Annotated in this window: 17 protein-coding genes; 8 read left to right on the top strand and 9 right to left on the bottom strand. The window is 63.7% G+C overall.

The annotated features are described in order from the left end of the window. Window positions 1–38 precede the first annotated feature (38 nt). Entirely contained in the window at window positions 39–1,175 is a 1,137-nt protein-coding gene (locus QZ656_RS02150) for an ABC transporter ATP-binding protein (protein WP_291991836.1), read from the bottom strand. Between the two features lie 544 nt (window positions 1,176–1,719). On the opposite strand from QZ656_RS02150, the gene QZ656_RS02145 reads away from it, so the two are divergent. Beyond that, window positions 1,720–3,591 (top strand): alpha/beta fold hydrolase, encoded by a 1,872-nt coding sequence (locus QZ656_RS02145; protein ID WP_291991835.1) that lies wholly within the window; start codon window positions 1,720–1,722, stop codon window positions 3,589–3,591. A gap of 39 nt (window positions 3,592–3,630) precedes the next feature. Here QZ656_RS02145 and QZ656_RS02140 read toward each other — a convergent pair whose 3' ends face one another. The 7 genes from QZ656_RS02140 to QZ656_RS02110 all read right to left on the bottom strand — a co-directional run bounded on the left by QZ656_RS02140 (window position 3,631) and on the right by QZ656_RS02110 (window position 7,120). After that, window positions 3,631–4,065: a thioesterase family protein gene (locus tag QZ656_RS02140; RefSeq protein ID WP_291991834.1), complete on the bottom strand. Its 435-nt coding sequence runs from the start codon at window positions 4,063–4,065 to the stop codon at window positions 3,631–3,633. Window positions 4,066–4,125: 60 nt separating this feature from the next. Next, window positions 4,126–4,302: a hypothetical protein gene (locus QZ656_RS02135; protein ID WP_291991833.1), complete on the bottom strand. Its 177-nt coding sequence runs from the start codon at window positions 4,300–4,302 to the stop codon at window positions 4,126–4,128. Between the two features lie 70 nt (window positions 4,303–4,372). Next, window positions 4,373–4,657 (bottom strand): hypothetical protein, encoded by a 285-nt coding sequence (locus tag QZ656_RS02130; protein WP_291991832.1) that lies wholly within the window; start codon window positions 4,655–4,657, stop codon window positions 4,373–4,375. Between the two features lie 80 nt (window positions 4,658–4,737). After that, window positions 4,738–5,028, bottom strand: coding sequence for a CRISPR-associated endonuclease Cas2 (gene cas2, locus QZ656_RS02125; protein ID WP_291991831.1), 291 nt, complete (start codon window positions 5,026–5,028; stop codon window positions 4,738–4,740). After that, window positions 5,028–5,297 (bottom strand): CRISPR-associated endonuclease Cas2, encoded by a 270-nt coding sequence (gene cas2, locus QZ656_RS02120; protein WP_291991830.1) that lies wholly within the window; start codon window positions 5,295–5,297, stop codon window positions 5,028–5,030. The genes cas2 (QZ656_RS02125) and cas2 (QZ656_RS02120) overlap by 1 nt, the downstream gene beginning before the upstream one ends. A gap of 13 nt (window positions 5,298–5,310) precedes the next feature. Beyond that, a complete protein-coding gene (locus QZ656_RS02115) occupies window positions 5,311–5,646 on the bottom strand; it encodes a CRISPR-associated endonuclease Cas1 (RefSeq protein ID WP_291991829.1) in 336 nt (111 codons plus the stop codon). Between the two features lie 244 nt (window positions 5,647–5,890). Then, window positions 5,891–7,120 (bottom strand): hypothetical protein, encoded by a 1,230-nt coding sequence (locus QZ656_RS02110; protein WP_291991828.1) that lies wholly within the window; start codon window positions 7,118–7,120, stop codon window positions 5,891–5,893. A 153-nt stretch (window positions 7,121–7,273) separates the two neighbouring features. Here QZ656_RS02110 and QZ656_RS02105 point away from each other — a divergent pair, with 153 nt between their 5' ends. From QZ656_RS02105 to QZ656_RS02085, 5 genes are all read left to right on the top strand, one after another. After that, window positions 7,274–7,444, top strand: a complete 171-nt coding sequence (locus QZ656_RS02105) for a hypothetical protein (RefSeq protein ID WP_291991827.1) — start codon at window positions 7,274–7,276, stop codon at window positions 7,442–7,444. A gap of 20 nt (window positions 7,445–7,464) precedes the next feature. After that, window positions 7,465–7,953 (top strand): hypothetical protein, encoded by a 489-nt coding sequence (locus QZ656_RS02100; protein WP_291991826.1) that lies wholly within the window; start codon window positions 7,465–7,467, stop codon window positions 7,951–7,953. A 3-nt stretch (window positions 7,954–7,956) separates the two neighbouring features. After that, window positions 7,957–8,574 (top strand): hypothetical protein, encoded by a 618-nt coding sequence (locus QZ656_RS02095; protein ID WP_291991825.1) that lies wholly within the window; start codon window positions 7,957–7,959, stop codon window positions 8,572–8,574. Beyond that, on the top strand, window positions 8,549–11,254 hold the full coding sequence (locus tag QZ656_RS02090; RefSeq protein ID WP_291991824.1) for a hypothetical protein: 2,706 nt from the start codon (window positions 8,549–8,551) through the stop codon (window positions 11,252–11,254). The genes QZ656_RS02095 and QZ656_RS02090 overlap by 26 nt, the downstream gene beginning before the upstream one ends. Window positions 11,255–11,582: 328 nt before the next feature. Further along, window positions 11,583–14,324 (top strand): tetratricopeptide repeat protein, encoded by a 2,742-nt coding sequence (locus tag QZ656_RS02085; RefSeq protein WP_291991823.1) that lies wholly within the window; start codon window positions 11,583–11,585, stop codon window positions 14,322–14,324. A 254-nt stretch (window positions 14,325–14,578) separates the two neighbouring features. Here QZ656_RS02085 and QZ656_RS02080 read toward each other — a convergent pair whose 3' ends face one another. Continuing rightward, window positions 14,579–16,117, bottom strand: a complete 1,539-nt coding sequence (locus QZ656_RS02080) for an AMP-binding protein (protein ID WP_291991822.1) — start codon at window positions 16,115–16,117, stop codon at window positions 14,579–14,581. Between the two features lie 693 nt (window positions 16,118–16,810). Between QZ656_RS02080 and QZ656_RS02075 the strand changes: the two genes are divergently transcribed. Both QZ656_RS02075 and QZ656_RS02070 read left to right on the top strand, forming a co-directional pair. Continuing rightward, window positions 16,811–18,277, top strand: a complete 1,467-nt coding sequence (locus QZ656_RS02075) for a metal transporter (protein ID WP_291991821.1) — start codon at window positions 16,811–16,813, stop codon at window positions 18,275–18,277. 282 nt (window positions 18,278–18,559) lie between these two features. Next, window positions 18,560–19,336: an enoyl-CoA hydratase gene (locus QZ656_RS02070; protein ID WP_291991820.1), complete on the top strand. Its 777-nt coding sequence runs from the start codon at window positions 18,560–18,562 to the stop codon at window positions 19,334–19,336. Window positions 19,337–19,385 lie beyond the last annotated feature (49 nt).

Here is a 19,385-nt window from a genome sequence, read left to right as displayed (position 1 = left end):
TACCGCCAGCCACACTCGTCGCCAGGCGACGTCACCGCCTACATCGCGGTGGCGGCGTCGGGCGCATCGAGTGCGGAAATATGCGCCGGGTCCATCGCCACCTGTATCTGATCACCCGCCTGCAGGCTCTTGTCGAGCTGCGAGATCGGCGTCTTGACGGTGAAGTCGTGACTGCCGGCCAGGCCAAGACGAATCCGCACGTGGTCACCAAGATAGATCACCTCCTTCACCGCGCCGGCAAAGACGTTGACCGATGGCGCCGGGCCATTGACCAGGAAAGCGCGCTCCGGGCGCACCGAGAGCATCGTCCGCACGCCTGCCCCGGCGACGTTGCCGGCGCGCGCCAGGACTTCGGCGCCGCAGTCGAGGCGTACCCGGCAAAAGTCGCCGTCGAGCGACTCGACGGTGCCGTGCAGGGCGTTGTTTTCGCCGATGAAGCTGGCCACGAAGGAGTTCGCCGGGCGCTCGTAGAGCGCTTCCGGGCTATCGATCTGCTGGATCACCCCCTGGTCGAAAACGGCGATGCGATCGGACATGGTCAGCGCCTCGCCCTGGTCGTGCGTGACGAAAACGACAGTAACGCCAAGGCTCTGGTGGATATGCTTGATTTCCAGCTGCATATGCTCGCGCAACTGCTTGTCGAGCGCGCCCAGCGGTTCGTCCATCAGCACCAGTTCGGGGTCGAAGACCAGCGCCCGCGCCAACGCGACGCGCTGCTGCTGGCCTCCCGAAAGTTGCTGCGGGTAGCGCTTGGCGAATTCGCCGAGGCGCACCATGTCGAGCGCATTCTTGACCTTGAGGTCGATATCGGCGGCCGACAGCTTGCGCACCGCCAGCGGAAAACGCAGGTTCTCGGCGACCGTCATGTGCGGGAACAGCGCGTAGTTCTGGAAGACCATGCCGATGTTGCGCTTGTGCGGCGGCACCTTGTTGATCACCTGGTCGCCGAGGCGAATCTCGCCTGCGGTCGGCGTTTCGAAGCCAGCCAGCATCATCAGGCAGGTCGTCTTGCCCGAACCCGAGGGGCCGAGCAAGGTCAGGAATTCGCCGCGGCGAATGTCGAGGTTGAGATCGCTGACGATCAGGTGTTCGCCGTCGTAGGTCTTCTGCGTGCCGCGAAACGAGACGTGCGGCGCACTGTCGGCGCTGCTGGCACCGGGAACGGCCTGGTTCATTAACAGCCTCCTGACTGGTCGTTGCGCGTCATCACGATAGTTCGCCCTGCCCGCCGCCAACGTGACAAGCTCAGCGCTGCTTGGCAGCAAATGATGCTAGAACATTATTGGCCTTAAAAAGAACCAATTTGCACGGCCTGCACAGAGCCATTTCCACAACCGGAAGCGCGGCATGCCGCCGGCTCGCGCCGCGCCAGCACGGCACAAGTTGACCTGGATCAGGGCGTCAGCCGCTGCATCTCTTAGCATTCAATCTTCCCGTGCAACGCGACGACTTACGAACCCCCCTGCTCGCCGCTGCGCGAGAAGCGCCGGGGTGAGACGGAATGTGGCACCAGCGTGCCACCGGCGTGCCACCAACGCGCACAGCCGCGCCCTGCCCGGCGAACGATTCCGGCGGGCAAGCCGGAAAGCGCACGACGGGTGGAGGAAGGGGTCATACTTTCATCATTGGGGGGGGTATCCCGATTCATCAGCACCGCTTGCATCAAATCTTCGACGCCAACACATAACGAACGATGCAGCAATCAATGGACACAACACCATGAGCACGAACCCGATCGACGCTACCGAGCCTGCCCGCGACGAACCAGCGCCAGCAACCGAACGCAGCGCCCAGACCGACGCAGCAACCGCCAACGCCACACCACCGGCGGACCTCTCGCGCCGCCTCGGCGACCGCCGCATGCTCGATTCCGACGCGCTCGAAGAAATCGACCGGATGACCAATATCGCGCTCGGTCAGTTTACCGGAGGCGTTTCACCCGCGTCGCTGGCGATGGCCTACCTCGACTGGACGGTGCACCTCGCGTCGTCGCCCGGCAAACGGTTTCAACTCGCCGCCAAGGCGACACGGAAAGCGCTGCGCCTGGGCAGCTACGCGCTGACGTCGATCGCCACCGGCAAGGCCGAGCCGTGTATCGAACCGCTTCCCGGCGACCACCGTTTCGACCATCCCGGCTGGCAACGCTTCCCCTACAACGTCATCTACCAGGGCTTCCTGCTCAACCAGCAGTGGTGGCATAACGCGACCACCGGCGTGCGCGGCATCGCCAAACACAGCGAGGCGGCGGTGTCGTTCACCGCGCGCCAGATCCTCGACATGAGCGCTCCGTGCAACGTCCCCTTTCTCAACCCCGAGATCGCCACCGCGACGATCGCCGAACGCGGCGGCAATCTGGTGCGCGGCGCCGCCAACTATCGCGACGACTTCAAGCGCTCGCTGCGCAATGAAGCGCCCGCCGGCGTCGAGGCCTTCAAGGTCGGCGAAAACCTGGCCATCACTCCCGGCAAGGTGGTCTACCGCAATCACCTGATCGAGCTGATTCAATACACGCCGACCACCGATACGGTGCAGCGCGAACCCGTGCTGATGCAATCGGCGTGGATGATGAAGTACTACATCCTCGACCTCTCGCCGCACAACTCGCTGGTCAAGTACCTGGTCGACCGCGGCCATACGGTGTACATGGTCTCCTGGCTCAACCCGGGTCCGGAGCACCGCAACCTGGGCATGGAAGACTACCGCCGGCACGGCACGCTGGCGGCCATCGACGTCGTCGCCGAGCTGCAACCCGGGCTCAAGATCCACGCCGCCGGCTACTGCCTGGGCGGCATCCTGCTGACCATCACCGCCGCCGCCATGGCGCGCGACGGCGACGACCGCCTGGCCAGCGTGACGCTGTTCACGACCATGACCGACTTCACCGAAGTCGGCGAAATCAACGTTTTCATGGACGCCAGCGAAGTGACGCTGCTCGAAGACATGATGTGGCAGAAGGGCTACCTCGATCACAAACAGGTCTCGGGCGGCTTCCAGCTGCTCAAATCTGCCGACCTGATCTGGTCGAAGATGGTCCGCGAGTATTACCTCGGGCACCGCGAACCGATGTTCGACCTGATGGCCTGGAACGCCGACGGCACGCGCATGCCGTATCGCCAGCACTCCGAACTGCTGCGCCGGCTGTACGTGGACAACCAGCTTTTCCAGGGCAAGTACATGGTCGAGGGCCGCGCCATCTCGATCAGCGACATCCACTGCCCGATCTTCTCCGTCGCCGCCGTCGCCGACCACGTCGCGCCCTGGCACTCGGTGTACAAGCTGCACCTGCAAAGCGACGCCACCGAGCTGACCTTCGTCCTGACCAGCGGCGGCCACAACGTCGGCATCGTCAACGAACCCGGCCACCCACACCGCTCGTACCAGCTCAGCGTCTGCCACGAAGGCGACCGCTGCATCGACCCGGAAACCTGGAAGAAACAGACACCAGGCACGCCCGGCTCGTGGTGGCCGGCGTGGCAGGAATGGCTGACGCGCCACTCGTCGGGCAGCGAAGCACCGCCAGCGATGGGCGACCCCGAGAAGGGCTACGAGGTGCTGTGCGACGCTCCGGGGACTTACGTGCTGATGCAATAAGCAGAGCAGTTGCGCTCAGCCACCGCGCCTCGACTACTCCTACTCCTCTTGCGCGCGGTGGCAGGCCTTTTCAAGCGCCGGCCTGATCGCGGCCGGAATTTCTCTTGCCTTGCGGCTTATGGGGTCAAAAAAGACTTCGGTGGTTTCGTATGTCGCATGCACTTCCCTGGTGTCGACGTGCAACATCCGTTCGGTAAAAGTGCAGCTTTTTCGGCCAACGCGAGTCAGCAAACTATCGACCAAAATCAAATCCCCGGCCAGCAACTCGTGTAGAAACTGAATCGTCGCCGCAGCGGTCACCGTATGGACGCCAAACTCGTCCTGCATTTTCCGGTGACTCCCCCAGTAAAGCGGCCAAAGGTGATACGCGGCATCGTCGAAGAAATGGCTATACCAACGCACATTCATGTGGCCAAAGTTGTCGCAATACCACGGGTGCACCACTCCGCGCAGGATTTCTACGGGTTCAGACATAATTAATCTCCAATAATCGTGCAGTTCTTCAAAGCGACCCCCTCCCGGCATGGCTTTGCTTTAGAGCGACAGTTTTCGCTGCTGCCGTAGGGCGATGGCGAGCTCAGCCGTTCGCGCGCCAATCGGATATTCGTCGAATGAAGAGAGCAGCAAGATCTCCTCGTCCAAGCGCAGACGTGGATAGCCAAGCACCTCAATGCGCGTGACCACCGAAATCGCCGGTAACTGATCCAACAAGCAGCCCTGCAGAGGGTGACCCGGGACCGCAAGCGTGTATGCGGATGTTACTGTCCGCCAGCCACATGCTTCAGCCCTCGCGCCCGGGCTGCTCGCGATCACTACGCGCTTCGCGCTGCCAGGCCGAGGCATCGTCGATGTGCGCGAAAGTCCCGGCTTGTGCGACGGCAACCAGCGCCTGACGCAGCGCCTCCTGCCGCTCAGCCCTTCCGGGTGTCGACGGGGCCGCAGCCGGCGGCACGTCGTCGAGCAGCAGAATCACGCGCGCATGCCGGCCGTAGAGCGCTTTGCGTTCCGCTGGCAGCTCAATGCCGCCGTGCGCGGATAGGGTGGTTTCAAGTTCGATGGCTTGCATCGTGTTCTCCTTCACCGACAGGGGATGAATCAAGCAGCGCCACCGGACGGGTGGCGGCGCCATTCCGATACTACCCACTCTCAGAGCAGCACGTCCTGGAAATCTTCGGCCGGCAGGCCGTGGCCCAGCGAGACCACGTCGGCGCGGTCGGTCGGCGCCAGGACGTAAATCGCCAGGCGATCTTCGCTGGCCTTGATCGCCGTCGCCAGCGCGACTTTCAGGCGCAGCCGTTCGCGAGCATCGAGATAGCCCTCGAAGACGCTCTCCTGCGCGCGGTAGGCAAATGACTCGAGCACGCGCACGGCGCGCCGCCGCCGACGATTGTCGGCGATGTCGAAGCAGATCACCGTGAACTCGCCTGCCCCGCGCATCAGGCAATCCAGTAATCGGCCGGCAGCGCGGCGCCCGGTTGCTCACCGAGCATTGCGCGCCGGGAAGGATGGCGCATCGCCAGCGGATAGGCGCGGACGGCGTCGACGCCCGGTTCGATCAGCGCCGCCACTTCGGCGAGCAGCGCATTCACCTCAGCGCCGCCGAACCAGCCTTCGAAGACACTCTCCTGCACGCGCTCGGCCTGCCGGCCGAGCAGTCGCGCGAGCTCGCGCCGCCGCCGGTCGTCGGCGATGTCGTAGGCAATCACCCAGAGTCGCATATCAGCGCGGCAGGAAAGGCCGATACACCGGCGCCTCGCCTTGCAGGACCTGGATCCAGTGCGCGACCTGCGCACGCATCGCCCGCCGGTAGTCGCCGCCCGGCCCGCCCAGCGGATGGCTCACCTCGCTCGGCAGCTTGGCTTCGAGCTCGACGAGGTAGGCCTTGCGCACGCGCAGACCAATTCGGCAGGCTTCGCCGGCGGCACCGCCGACGAAGTCGCTTGCCACGATGCACTTACGGTGCAGCCGTTTGAGAATCACCGCGTCGACAACCAGAGCGCGGAGCTCCCCCATCAGCTCGGAGGCCAGCGCCAGGTGGTGGCGGCGTGCAGGCACGCCAGGTGTGGGTAAGGCCGCGTTCGGTAAGCCGCGTCAGCAGCTGCTAGAACACCACCGGCAAGCGCCATCGATCCAGCCGGGCGACGAGCGGCCGTGTTGCAAAGTGACGATGCAGACCGGTGGTCATGCCGCGGCTCGGTCAGTCAGTGGCCGTGCTTTCATCCCCTCTCCCGAGAACGCCCCCGCGGCGGGCAGGCGCAAGGCGCTAGCCATGGCCGAACAAGGCGCGCGCCCCGGGCTTTCACGGCTGCAGCAGCCGTTTTCGCAGCCACGCGCCAAGGAGTGATGGGTGCAGGACAGCAGCGACCAGCCTGGTGTTCGGGTGCCTGGGGTCAATTTCGCACATCAGCTCATAGGATTTCTGCGCCAGCTCGTGCTCGCCCTGGGCGTGAAAGTAGCGCGCGACGATACTGTGGAAGCCCAATGCCTCCGTGACGTGGAAGCGCACGCGCTCGGGGTAGAGCAGTCCGAGATCGAACTTGTTCTCGAAGATCTCGGCGATCTTCGCCGCTTCGCCGCGTTTCAGACAGCTTTCGGCCCAGGCGATACGGCCGAACAGATAATCGGGAAAACGCCGCACCGTCTCCTCGACGACGCGCGCCGCCTCGGCGTGCTCACCCATGTTGTGGTAAGCCGCGTACAGGTAGTTGTGCAGCTGGGTAATTTCGGGATGCTGCGTGATCAGCACTCGCACCTCGGCCAGCGCCGCGCTTGGGCGGCTCTTCATGACCCTGGGGTAGAGCGCGTTGATTTGTTCCTGCACCTCGGCGGGCAGTCGATCGAAGGCGGCGTCGGCAATTGGCTGGTCGGTGATTTCGTAGCTGCACAGCGTCACCGGCCCCACCAGCTTACCGCCAAGGCTCGCCTGCGCATGGTGCACAGCGGTCTGGAAGTGGAAGCCTTGCGCACCCAGCCGCCTGCTCAGCGTTTCCAGGATGTGTTGCGACTGCGCTGGCGTGTCTTCAGCGCCACTCACATACAGCGGCTTGCCATCCTTGCCGTAGGTGTAGTGCCGCGGACACGCGGCGGCGTCGATGTTGCCGAAAAGCGCGGCGGCAGCGGCGTATTCGGCAGGCGCTGCGAAGCCAAGATCTCTGGCGTAGGCGACCGCGCCCTCGATCAGCTGGCGCAGGCAGGCTGGATCGAGATCTTCGAGGTCGAAGGGCTGCACCAGGGCCGCCCACTGGTCTGGTGAAACGACGCTGAAGCGGGCACTTTTGACGCCCAGACAATAGACGTCCACGATAAAAGCCGCCAGCGCCACGTCGCCGTTGGCGAGCGCGCGTGCGAGCACGACCATGCCGATTCCCTTGGCAAAGAGATCCCGGGTCACGAGAGCCGCATGGATCGGCAAAAGCGCCGCCTGCGGCACCGGCCGAGCTTCGCGAGATCGCGGCGTAGGCTTGCCGGCGCCGTGGCCTTTGCGTTTCCTGGCGAGCGTCTTTTGCCGGCGTTTTTCGGCTAGAGTCATCGCGCTAGCGCCTGTAGGTGACGGTTGTCGGAGAGGGGGGCGATTGATGTGTATGTGGTCATCGTGACATTTTAACGGAGCTCGGCTGCTCGCGGCGCTGGCGAAGCGCGACGGGGAGCCTTCGACGGCAAAAGCTGCGCCTGGCGCCTGCGGATGCGTGAACACCAGGCACTGGCCGAGAGTGCCCTCGCCGAGCTTGCAGCGTGCGGCACGAATCTCGACCATGCCGCCACGCGGGCCGGACGGCAGCGCCGCGAGCAAGGCCTCGGAACGGTCGCGCTGAGCGCCAGGATCGCGATGCCTGGCGGCGAGTTCGCCCGGTGATTCTGCGTGACGAGCGCGTCTTGGCGCTGGTGCTGATAGTTCGGATCGGCGTGCGCGAGGCTTTTTGCTCGATCGGCAAGCCTCTTTGCACTTCGGGCGAGCCTTTGATCGGCGCTCGTTGGCCCGAGAAGCCTGGCGGCGAAGCTCGCTGCTCGATCGGCGGCACGGCGAAGTGTCCCGGCAAGGCTTTGAACTTCACGCGCAAGGCAAAAAGGCTGGCCCGCAAGCCTTTATTCTGCTTTCGCCAGCCCGAGAAGCGTAGCGGCGAAGCTTTTAGCTCGATCGGCGTCATGGCGACGTGTCCCGGCAAGGCTCTGAGCTTCGCGCGCAAGGCAAAAAGACTTGCGCGCAAGGCGGCGAGGCTCGCATCTCAAGGCTTTTATCCTTGCGCGCGAAGCTCAGAGCCTTGCGCGCAAGGTCGCGAAGCTTGCGCTCGAGGCTATTTTTCATCTGGTCCAAGGATCGACGCTTTGCGCGCAAGACTTTTTGCTTTGCGGCCAAGGCTTTGACGCTTGCACACCGAGGTTCAGAAGCTTGCGGCCAAGCCTCTGAGGCTTGCCGCCGAAGCTCGGAGCTTTGCGCCTGAAGCTCCGAGCCTTGCGCGCCGAGCGCGAGGGCTGCTGCGGCGCTCAGCGAGCGGCGACCGCGGTCGGTTTAGGCTTGCGGCTGCTGCGAACTGCAATCGCTTCCTTCAAGGCATCGAGCCCAGCACCCTTGCCGAAGACCTTGGCTATTGCATAAGCCTCGAGCGCGGCGTTCCGGATGTCACTAGCGAGCGCCATTTGGCTGTCGTCGGCGTGCGCCACCCGCTGCCGCAGGCTGGCCAGCTGCGGTCGCCAGAGATCGAGCTTGTGGCGATCGCGCTCGGCTTCGGCGAGATCGAGTTCGCGCGGGATAATCGGCTTGTTCTGCGCCAGGACGATCAGCGTCTGCCGGCAAAAGTCGTTCTGGGGTTCGCGGAATCGTCAGAGACAAGCGCCGCACGAACAAGGGCGTGGCAGCGGTCGAAACAGATTGCAGCGTCTGGAAAATGCTCGGCGGCGCCAATGGCGATGAACGGGTGTGCAACGTTCTACCCGGAAAACAGACGCAAGCGCTTTCTGCATGACGGCCGTGCAAGGACATCTTAAAAATACCTTTTGGCCCCGCCACTTTGATCGCAAGCGGCGTTTCGCCGCCGGTTTTCTACGTCGCTATCGGAAAGTGCTTTGCAAGGTTTATGATTCATGGAATATGAATCTTACCTCTTCGGATGGTCGCAAACGCGCGGCCTTGTTTGGGCTGGCGCTAGTGGTGGCCAGCATGAGCCTGCTATTGGCCCGGCCGGCGTGTGCTGCGGAAAATCAAGCCACCATTGCCGCGTTTGAGGCTCTGCTATCCCTTCCTCAAACCCAGCCACCGGAGGGGGGCTGGGAGCACCACGCACCTCCGGGGTTTGTTGTCGATGGCGACGATGACGAGGCGATGCTGCTTGCTTGGCTGCAACAACAGAAGGAGCTGGGTGCCGATATGAACGCCATGCGCCATGGCGGCACCCTGTTGCATCACGTCATCCGCGCAGGGATGGTCGATACGGCCACCTGGCTACTTGCCAACGGTGCCGATCCTTTGCAAGAGGGCGAGCACGACGCGCTTGAACTGGCGCTTATCTACCGGCAGCAGGCGGTTTTTGACCTTCTGGTCAGGAAGCCTGGCGTTCGCGATGCACATCGGTCGGGCGTATACCGAGCCTGGAAAGCGGCCTTGGCCAACAACTCGGACGAGAGCCTTAAGCAACTGATCACCGCACGCGTACCCGTACCGGCAGGAAAAAATCGCCAACTTCTCTTGGATGATGCGCTCGTCGCCGGCAATGCACGCCTGATTCGCGCGTTGACGGCGGAGGACCCGGAGCGGGTACTCAGGGCCAGGGTTGATTCGCTGGACGAGGACTTCGAGATCGCCGATCGACGCTTGCCAAACCCCATTTTTCTCTCCTTGATCGCTCAGGTCGATTCGGTCGACGAGGTGGATCGCCTATTCCGGCTGCGGATACGTCGCCCGTGGAACGACGCTGCTTTCACTACCGCTGTGCTTGCGAAGGTATTAAGTAAAAACCTATACCGCTCGGCGAATGAATCAGACACCTACACGCTTCTCGAGCGCATACCGGCATTGGCATTGCAGGAAGCATTCAAGGACGAGCAGGTACTCTCGATGTGGTGGCAATGGTTGTCTCATTTACCAGCGAGAGATCGTGCGGTGGCGATGGCTCGCTGGGGCGATTTGCCGGTTCGCGAGCCAGAGGCTCTGTTGACGGCGGTGCTCTTGGACGCACATTCGTTTGATCAGCAGGAAAACGACCCAGAGCTCGCCGCCGCATGGGGAGAACTGCTGGCGCTCTTACGCCCCCCTCTTCCGAATGCTATGCAGGGAAGATTGTGGATGTTCGTACCACAGGTCCATCGCTTGACTTTGCTAGAGCTTGGCTATCGACCGAGCAGCGAGGAACTGCGCTGGTGGATCGACAGAAACAGTGCGGAACTTATCGATGCATTCTGGCCGAAGATAGTGTCCATCCTCCCCGAATGGGGCCCGAGAAGCCATGAGCTGCTGTTCCGACCCGTGGTCGATGACTCGAACTACTACTGCGTTGATCGTTTGATCATCGAAAAAGCGCTGCCCTTGACTACTGCCGCAACATCGCCGGAGCGGCCATACGCCATGGAAGCGTCGTGTTGGTACGAAATGCCAGACGAGATTCGGCAAACCGTATTGAGCCGCGCTTGGGTAGAACCACCATTGGCTGTGGCGGCCGGGCGCTTCGTACTGGAAGAACGGCAATGCGCCTTTCGGCCGACTGCCGCGTGGCGGCGAAAACTGGCGGGTTTGCACTCACTGCCAATTAAGGAACGCGAGCCCGTCTCTATCGAAGGGGTAGTGGCCGTCGCAATTCCAGGCGAGCAGAATTGTGCCGTGCTCACCTGGGGAGGCCACGCGGGAGGAAGGTTGTCCGTTGAAGACGACAGCTTTGAAGGCTCTCAGCGATTTACGCCATGTGCCGACGGTGTCTACACGACGTCGATTTGGCGATTATCTGGCGAGCAGATTAATTCAGTCTTTCAGGAAGGCCTGCCTTTCCCTGGACGCATGATGCTGATTCGCGATACCAACGATGGCGAGCACTATTGGCTGGGCGGCAACGAATCATTGGGTACCTGCCGTGAAACGCCACCGGCGCTATTTCGCTTTGCGGCAGACAACGGACAAGCGGCCACGCTACGTGCTTTGCAGAAAACCCATCCGGCGATGGCCGCGCTGCTTGGTCAGTGCAAGGGCATGGAACCGCTGGCGTGCCTTGGCGCCCCGCCGCCACTGGAAGATTCCGTCAATCGGGTCTACCCGGAGAGGGGTCGCGCAATGGGCTCTTTTGCCGACACGCACTGGAATGCCGAGCGCCAGGCTTTCGTCAACGCACTCCTCGACTTCAAACCAGAGGTCTTGCGCGCCATGAAGGCGGAGGGCATTTTTCCTCATTGGCTAGCGGAAGCATTGTCGGCGCTGTCCGCTTCCCAACTTTCTCTGGCTGAGAAACGTCGCCGTGCGGCATGGTTGTTTAGAGACCGCCCTTTACTTGGGGCGGCTCTAGAATCACAGATGTTGGACAGTCTTGTTGACTGGCTGCCGCTCGAGGACTGGCGGCCGATTATCGAGGTAGGTCCAGAGTACCTGAGAAGTTTGCAGAACACCGCCGAAAGAAAAGGGAAAGAAGTATTGGCCTGCCGCTTTTCTACGGCGTTGAAGCAAGTCTGCGTACCCAGGGAAAAGTAAGGACCGTCCCGGCTATAGGCGGCTAGCTTGGCAAGCGCTTGCCATTGACAAAGCGCTCGACCGTTCGTTTCCTCAAATTCCAAGGGCTGATCAGGGTCGCAAAGGGTGAATAGTGTTCTTCAGTTAGCGGTCACCCGTCGAAGGTAATCAGTGCGCGATCTCGAGGTGACGATCGGCTTGGGGGACTTCTCGACGTCTGTCGGTCATACCCTGATAATGCGGCCAGTTCCTCGCGAGCGACGTCCGCGATGGCATCGACGCCCGCGCTTGCAGCGTCGATGCGATGGGCGATGAACGAATAAGGACCAGCAACCCAGGGAACCCGACCATGGCCCACCTACAGCTCTTCCTCTCGGCCGTCAGCGCTGAATTCCGCGGTTACCGCGACGTGCTGCGCCACGAGCTCACGCGCCCGAATGTCTCGGTGGCCGTGCAGGAGGATTTCATCGTCAGCGGCAGCGCGACGCTCGACCTGCTGGACGACTACATCCGGCACTGCGCTGCGGTCATCCATCTGGTCGGCGACATGACCGGGGCGCTGGCGTTGGCGCCGTCGCTGACGCTGATCCGCAGTCGCTATCCTGACCTCGGCGAGAAGCTGCCGCCGCTGCTTCCCTTCCTGCAGCCCGGCGCGCCAGCGCTTTCCTACACTCAGTGGGAGGCGTGGCTGGCGCTGTACCACGGCAAGCCGCTGATCATCGCCGCGCCCGCGGACGGCGCGCCGCGGGGTGAGGGGTACCAAATGATCGCCGAACAGCGTGCCGCCCAGGACGCGCATTTGCAGCGCCTGGCCGCGGTGGAACGTTATCCCGGCCCCCGCTTCACCAGCCCCGAGCTCCTGGCGATCGAGGTCCTGCGCTCCAGGCTCTTCGACCTCTTCGTCGCCGCGGGATTGGCGCGGCGCGTCATCCACCTGCCCTACCCCAGCCTCGGCGATCTCTTCAAGGGACGCGCCGCCATGCTCGACGACTTGTGCATCAGCCTGACGAATGCCCTGGCGACCGGCGCCAGCGCGATCGTCGGCAGAGCGCTGCACGGACTCGGCGGGGTGGGCAAGACGCGGCTGGCCGTCGAGTACGCCTGGCGGCACGTCGATGACTACAGCGCATTGCTCCTGGTCGGCGCCGACGGCGCCGAAACACTGTCGCGTAACCTGGCCGCCTTGTGTGCGCCGGCGCTCCTCGACCTGCCGGAAAATCGGGTGACGCAGGAAGCCGCGCAGGTCAGCGCCGTGCTCACCTGGCTGCAGCGCAATCCCGGCTGGCTGCTGATCGTGGACAACGTCGATACGGAAGCCGCCGCGCAGACCGTCGAAGCGCTGCTGCCGCAAGTTCCCGGCGGGCACGTGCTCATCACCAGCCGCTTGAGCAACTGGAGCGGCGGCGTCGAGGCGCTACCGCTCGACGTGCTGGAGGAGCCCGCCGCGGTCGCGTTCCTGCTGGCGCGCACTGACGCGCGGCGCCGCCAGCAGGCCGACGATGCCGCCCAGGCCCGCAGCCTGGCCGCGGAACTGGGCGGGCTCGCGCTGGCCCTGGAACAGGCCGCCGCCTACATCGCGCAGCGCCGCCTCACTCTGGCCGGCTATCTGCTGGAATGGCGTGGCCAGCGCGACAAGGTGCTCGCGTGGCACGACGCGCGCCTGATGAAGTATCCCAGGAGCGTCGCGGTCACCTGGCAGACTTCCTTCGAGCAGCTCGGCGAGCCGGCGCGGCGGCTGCTGCGCCGGCTGGCCTGGCTGGCGGCCGCGCCGATTCCGGAATCTTTGCTGGACGTGGCGGCAGCGGGGGCTGCGGCAGAGGACGATGCCTACGCCGCCCTAGCGGAGCTGGAGTCGTACTCGCTGGTGACCCGCGCCGACGAGACGGCGAGCTTCACCGTGCATCGCCTGGTGCAGGAGGTGACGCGTCGTGGCGCGGCGGCGGCGACGCTCGGCGAAGCGCTTGGCTGGATCAACGACGCCTTCGTCGGCGATCCGCGAGACGTGCGGGATTGGCCGGTGCTCGATCCGCTGCTGCCGCACGCCCGTGCCGTCGCCGGCCATGGCGATGAGGCGGGCATCGCCGCGCCGACCGCGAGGCTCATGAATCAGGCCGGACTCTTGCTACTCAACAAGGCCCTGCACGCCGAGGCCGAGCCGCTCATGCGCCGGGCGCTGGCGATCGACGAGCAAAGCCTCGGCGCCGAGCATCCCGACGTGGCCCGCGACCTCAACAACCTGGCGCAATTGCTCCAGGCCACCAACCGCCTGGCCGACGCCGAGCCGCTCATGCGCCGCGCGCTGGCCATCGACGAGCAAAGCTTTGGCGCTGAGCATCCCAACGTCGCCCGCGACCTCAACAACCTGGCGCACTTGCTCCAGGACACCAACCGCTTCGCCGACGCCGAGCCGCTCATGCGCCGGGCGCTGGCCATCGACGAGCAAAGCTTCGGCGCCGAGCATCCCCACGTCGCCCGCGACGTCAACAACCTGGCGGCATTGCTCCACGCCACCAAGCGCCTGGCCGAGGCCGAGCCGCTCATGCGCCGGGCGCTGGCCATCGACGAGGAAAGCTTCGGCGTCGAGCATCCCGACGTTGCCATCGACCTCAACAACCTGGCGCAATTGCTCAAAACCACCAAGCGCCTGGCCGAGGCCGAGCCGCTCATGCGCCGGGCGCTGGCCATCGACGAGAGGAGCTTGGGCGCCGAACATCCCCACGTTGCCATCGACCTCAACAACCTGGCGGGATTGCTCCATGCCACCAAGCGCCTAGCCGAGGCCGAGCCGCTCATGCGCCGGGCGCTGGCAATCGACGAGCAAAGTTTCGGCGCCGAGCATCCCGATGTTTCCCGGGACCTCAACAACCTGGCGCAATTGCTCCAGGACACCAAGCGCCTAGCCGAGGCTGAGCCGCTCATGCGCCGGGCGCTGGCCATCGTCGTTGCAAGCCTGGGTGCGGAGCATCCGAATTCGCAGACCGCAATGCGCAACTACGTTGTCCTGCTCGGCGAGATGGGCCACGGAGACGACGAGGTGCTGGAAAGATTTCACTCGCTACGGCGGGAACTACTGGGTCAGCCGTCGACTTGACCGACAAGTGCCAAGAAGCCCCGCGGCCGGGCTGCGATAAAAGTCTCGTATGCGGGGAATCCCGGATGCTCGAAAGCGACGCCCGCCGATATGGCCCGCGGCAGCTCTAGTCTGGCCGACAGCCGCTGTTCGGCGAGAATCCGGCACAGCGGCCACCGACAGGCAGCCGAGCTTGCCGCCTGACCGTCTGCCCACATCACTCGGTCATGGCGCCGGCCAAGGCGTTGCCCGGACGCCGCTCTCGCCAACGGCGCTCAGCCGTCGCCCTCCTCCGTTGCCTGATACGCGTCGCGCATCTCGCGCTTCAGCGTCTTGCCGGCGGCGTTGCGCGGGAAGTCGTCCATGATCTGCAGGGCGTGTAGCCGCTGGTAGCGGGCGCCGACGCGGTCGTTGATCCAGTCGCGCAACTGGTCGGCGCTGATCGTCGCGTCGGCGTGCAGGATCACCGCGGCGACCGGCGTTTCGCCCCATTTTTCGTGCGCGACGCCGAAGACGGCGACTTCGCGGACCGCCGGGTGGCGGACGGCGACTTCTTCGACGTCGCGCGGGTAGATCTTGACGCCGCCGCTGTCGATCATGTCCTTCTTGCGGTCGACCAGGTACAGGTAGCCCTCGCCGTCGGTGTAGCCGAGGTCGCCGGTGAATAGCCAGCCGTCGCGCAGCGCCTCGGCGGTGAGGTCGGGGCGACCGTAGTAGCCGCCCATCAGCGACGGCCCGCGGCCGACGATCTCGCCAACTTCGCCGCGCGGCGCGTCGCTGCCGTCGGTACGGACGATGCGCATTTCGTAGAAGCACGGCGGCGAGCCAACCGAACCCGACTTGCGCGCCGACTGGGTCTTGTCGAGGATCGTCCAGAAACCCTCGGTAAGGCCGTACAGTTCGTAGAAACGGTCGGGCAGCAGGCTGTTGAGCTGGTCCTTGTGCTCCTGGTACAGGGGCGCGCCGAGCGACAGGATCATCTGCAGCGAGGCGAGCTTTTCGGGCGAGAAGTTCGCCGCGTTGAGGATGGCGATGATCTGCGCCGGCACCATCATGGTGTGCGTGACGCGCTCGCGGGCGATGATTTCGATCGCCTCTTCGGCGTCGAACTGGCGCTGCAGGACGTAGCGCGCGCCGAGGTAGAAACACGGCATGAGGGTCACGAAAGCGCCATTGAAGACGATCGCGCCGGTGTGCAGGACGACCGACTCGGGGGTCATCCGCCACGCCGACGCAAACAGCGTGCCGTAGATCGAGCGCACGAAATGGCTGTGCATGATGCCTTTCGGCAGGCCGGTGGTGCCGCTGGTGTACATGATGTTGAAGAGATCGTCGGCGGCCATCGTCGGCGCAACGACGTCGCCTTCCGGACAGGTCTTGAGCAGCGCCGTGTAGTCGGGGTAATCGCCGCTGGCGCCGTCGACCATCAGCACGTGATTGGCGGCCAACCCGGGCAGCTCCTGCCGTGCCTCGTCGAGCAGCGGCGCCAGCGAACGCTGCGTGATCAGGCAGTTGGCCCCGGAATCGCGCAGCAGGCTGGCCAGCCCGGAGGGCATCAGCAGCGGGCTCAGCGGTACCAGCACCGCACCCAGCGACGGCACGGCCCAGTAGACTTCGAGCAATTCCCGGCAGTTCGACAGAGCGGTCGCGACGCGGTCGCCCTTGCGCACACCGAGCCAGCGCAGCAGGCGGGCGCACTGGGTGACGCGCGCCGAAAATTGTTGCCAGGTCAGGCGCTCTTGCTCGAAAACGACCGCGACCTGATCGGGTCGAAACTGCGCGTGGTGTTTGACTAGCCTTGCAAGTTGCAGCATTTCTATCCTCCCGTGCGGTGCAGTGCGCGACGTCGATGGTCGTCGGCGCCACTGCTTCATGGTGTACTGGCGCCCTGGCAAGGCGCACCCTTCGCGCTTTTCTGGATTCTTCGCCGCTGCCGGATCTTTCGCCCCGGCATCCGCTGGCCGGCGCGTCTAGACTGTCAGGGCGCGGTCGGGCGATCACTCGCAGGCCATCGTCGGTGCCGCTGCGGGCCAAGGGCAGAAGCGACAGCGATTGCCTGCCGGTGGACCGCCCACCTCACCGCAGCGCAACATAGACATACTATACAACGTCAAGGGGGATGCCCGAAAGAAGCGACCAAAAACGGCACACGGCGCTCGCCACAAGCTCCCTCCGAGTGCGCTGCGAGCCATCAGCAGCCTTCAGAACGCTCATCTTTGGGTGGCCTCGCCGAGCTGCAGAATAATATTTCCCATAAGGGCTCAGGGGGTGAACAAATGCAGCGCAGAAGAGTAGAATGAATTGTGCGCTGCGGAATGACACCCACCCAGGCGGCCCAAACGCCGGCCCATCGGAGGTTGCCGGGGTCGTTCAACTCGCAGCAATGCTCGACTCGTTTCTCGCGGAGAGTTCATGAGTAGGCGAACTCGCCGCGAAACCCAGGTAATCGTGGGTCGCCCTGTTGGGCCGGCCCTTTTTGACTCATGTCAATTATTGGAGGTTGAAAAATGTACTCACTGTTAAGAGAAATGCCGGACTTCACGACGAGCTGGTGGCGCTACATGCTGGCGATGATGCGCGCTTCGAACCGCGAAGTCGGCGAGTTCAACGACAACATGTTCATTGCCGCCCATATCGCCATGACCGCCGCGCGCGACAATCCGCTGAGCATGCTGGAAGCCTTCGAGGTCATGGAACATAACGTCAGCATGGCCCGCAAGGGAAGCGCCGGCATGCAGGAAAAAATGGCCGACTACGCCTTCGACCAGATCGAAGAAGGGACGCGCGCCTACCTCAACACGATTCTCAAGGCCGACGGTGAGAAGCTTGGTGGCTACATGCGCCGGGAAGCCGAGATCATGGAAGCGGTCGCCAACTTCAATGAGCAGATCGAGGCCATCGGCGCCGAGTTCGGTTTCCATTTCGAAACGCCCAACTACAAGCTGGTGCACGAAACCGACGCCTTCGACCTCTACCAGGTGATGCCGCTGAAAGAAGGCGTCGAGGTTCGCAAGGATCTCAAGCCGGTCGTTCTCGTGCCGCCGTACATGCTCGGAGTGCACATCCTGGCCTTCCTGCCTTTCGAGAACAAGAGCTACAGTCACTCCTTCGCCAACGAGGGCATCCCGACCTACGTTCGCGTCGTCAAGGACATCATGTCGGTCGAAAAAGTCCAGACGATGACCCCCGAGCAGGACTGTGAGCAGACTCGCGAGCTCTGCGCCAAGGTCATGGAACTGAACGACGGCAAGAAAGTGACGCTGAACGGAACCTGCCAGGGTGGCTACATCAGCTTGATGAACATCCTTTCGGGCAAGCTGCAGGACGTCTGCGACGCCTTGATCACCAACGTGACGCCGGTCGACGGCACCTACAGCGATGCGATCAGCGGCATGCCGACGATGCACCACGATTTCATCACCACCACCCTGCCGAGCGGCAACAAGGTCGCCAACGGCTTCCTGCTGAGCCTCGGCATGCGCTTTGTCGCCATCGACCGCGAAACGCCGCTGGTCAAGGTTCTCGATCAGGCTTCGCTGCAGCGCGCCACCGGCATGAACCCGGGTAAGACACCCGCTGCGCTGTTCCGCTGGCTGCTCAAGGAGCGTGTGCACCTGCCGCTGGCAATCGCCAACATGAGCTCGCACACCTTCCAGGAACCGATTGCCGAAGATGGCAGCCTGCCGGTGAAACTCTTCGACCAGCCGCTGAACATCAAGAGCCTGATCGACATGAAGGTGCCCTGGTACCAGAACTACGCGATCAAGGACGACCTCGTGACGCCGGCTTGCGCCACCGCCGGCAACAGGTTCCTCGAAGGTTGGAACGGGCTCGAGTCGGTCGCCTTCTTCGGTGGTCACGTCGCCATCCTGACCAGCCCTTACGGCAAGAAAGCACCGGTTACCGGCGAATTCACCGACGCCAACGGCAAAGCCGCGCGCGGGCCGGTCAAGTTCCAGATGGACATTTCCTGAGCAAGGGGGGGAGCGGGGATCGACAGCGCCTCTGACGGCGCCTTTCTGATCCCCTACGAACGGCGCGGCCGGCCAGACGTCAATCGTCCAGGCCGGCCGCGCCACTTGTGGAAGCCTATTGCCGGCAACGATTGCCGACGCCGGGGCAGCGGTGGCGCCGAAAATCGTTCATGATAGCGGCCGCGCCCGGCGCGACGCCGCTGCCGAGTGCAGCAGCAGGAGCACCCGCGTCCTTGCCGGGTGCTCGAATATCATCTATTTCCAGCCTGGAGATTCACCTTTATGAGCTACGAAAACATCATCGCCGAAGTCCGTGGAAAAGTCGGCCTGATCACCCTTAACCGTCCGAAGCAGCTGAACGCGCTCAACGACGACCTGATGAACGAGCTGGGCGAGGTACTCGCCATCTACGAAGCCGACGAGAACATCGGAGCGATCGTCATCACCGGCTCGGACAAGGCCTTCGCCGCCGGCGCCGACATCACCGTGATGCAGTCACTGACGTACATGGAAGCCTACAAGGGCGACTTCATCAGCCGCAACTGGGAAGGCGTCAAGAATTGCCGCAAGCCGGTAATCGCGGCCGTCGCCGGCTACGCGCTCGGCGGTGGCTGCGAACTGGCGATGATGTGCGACATCATCCTGGCCGCCGATACGGCGCAGTTCGGCCAGCCCGAAGTGCGCCTGGGAATTCTTCCCGGTGCCGGCGGCACGCAACGCCTGCCACGCGCCATTTCCAAGGCCAAAGCGATGGAAATGTGCCTCGCTTCGCGCAACATCGACGCCGAGGAAGCTGAACGTTCCGGCCTGGTTTCGCGCGTCGTTCCGGCCGACAAACTGCTTGAAGAAGCGATGTCGACGGCCACCCGCATCGCCAGCTTCTCGCTGCCGGTGGTGATGATGATCAAGGAATGCATCAATCGCTCGTACGAGAGCTCGCTCGGCGAAGGGCTGTTGTTCGAGCGTCGGACCTTCCATTCGGCTTTCGCGCTCGACGATCAGAAAGAAGGCATGGCGGCGTTTGTCGAAAAACGCAAGGCGGCGTTCACCAACCGCTGACCTGCCCACCGCTTGAAACTGCCTGCCCTCCCCGCGGCCGCGCCGCGAG

It is taken from the genome of Candidatus Accumulibacter sp. ACC003 (genome assembly GCF_907163085.1).
Lineage (GTDB): Bacteria > Pseudomonadota > Gammaproteobacteria > Burkholderiales > Rhodocyclaceae > Accumulibacter.
The sequence above is the reverse complement of the archived record's forward strand: the minus strand, read 5'-3'. Positions and strand labels throughout refer to the sequence as shown.

Coding starts and splice junctions, on each gene's coding strand:
- QZ656_RS02150 (WP_291991836.1), bottom strand. CDS start 1,175: ATGAACCAGGCCGTTCCCGGTGCCAGCAGCGCCGACAGTGCGCCGCAC.
- QZ656_RS02145 (WP_291991835.1), top strand. CDS start 1,720: ATGAGCACGAACCCGATCGACGCTACCGAGCCTGCCCGCGACGAACCA.
- QZ656_RS02140 (WP_291991834.1), bottom strand. CDS start 4,065: ATGTCTGAACCCGTAGAAATCCTGCGCGGAGTGGTGCACCCGTGGTAT.
- QZ656_RS02130 (WP_291991832.1), bottom strand. CDS start 4,657: ATGCAAGCCATCGAACTTGAAACCACCCTATCCGCGCACGGCGGCATT.
- cas2 (WP_291991831.1), bottom strand. CDS start 5,028: ATGCGCGGGGCAGGCGAGTTCACGGTGATCTGCTTCGACATCGCCGAC.
- QZ656_RS02110 (WP_291991828.1), bottom strand. CDS start 7,120: ATGACTCTAGCCGAAAAACGCCGGCAAAAGACGCTCGCCAGGAAACGC.
- QZ656_RS02105 (WP_291991827.1), top strand. CDS start 7,274: ATGCGTGAACACCAGGCACTGGCCGAGAGTGCCCTCGCCGAGCTTGCA.
- QZ656_RS02090 (WP_291991824.1), top strand. CDS start 8,549: ATGACGGCCGTGCAAGGACATCTTAAAAATACCTTTTGGCCCCGCCAC.
- QZ656_RS02085 (WP_291991823.1), top strand. CDS start 11,583: ATGGCCCACCTACAGCTCTTCCTCTCGGCCGTCAGCGCTGAATTCCGC.
- QZ656_RS02080 (WP_291991822.1), bottom strand. CDS start 16,117: ATGCTGCAACTTGCAAGGCTAGTCAAACACCACGCGCAGTTTCGACCC.
- QZ656_RS02075 (WP_291991821.1), top strand. CDS start 16,811: ATGTACTCACTGTTAAGAGAAATGCCGGACTTCACGACGAGCTGGTGG.
- QZ656_RS02070 (WP_291991820.1), top strand. CDS start 18,560: ATGAGCTACGAAAACATCATCGCCGAAGTCCGTGGAAAAGTCGGCCTG.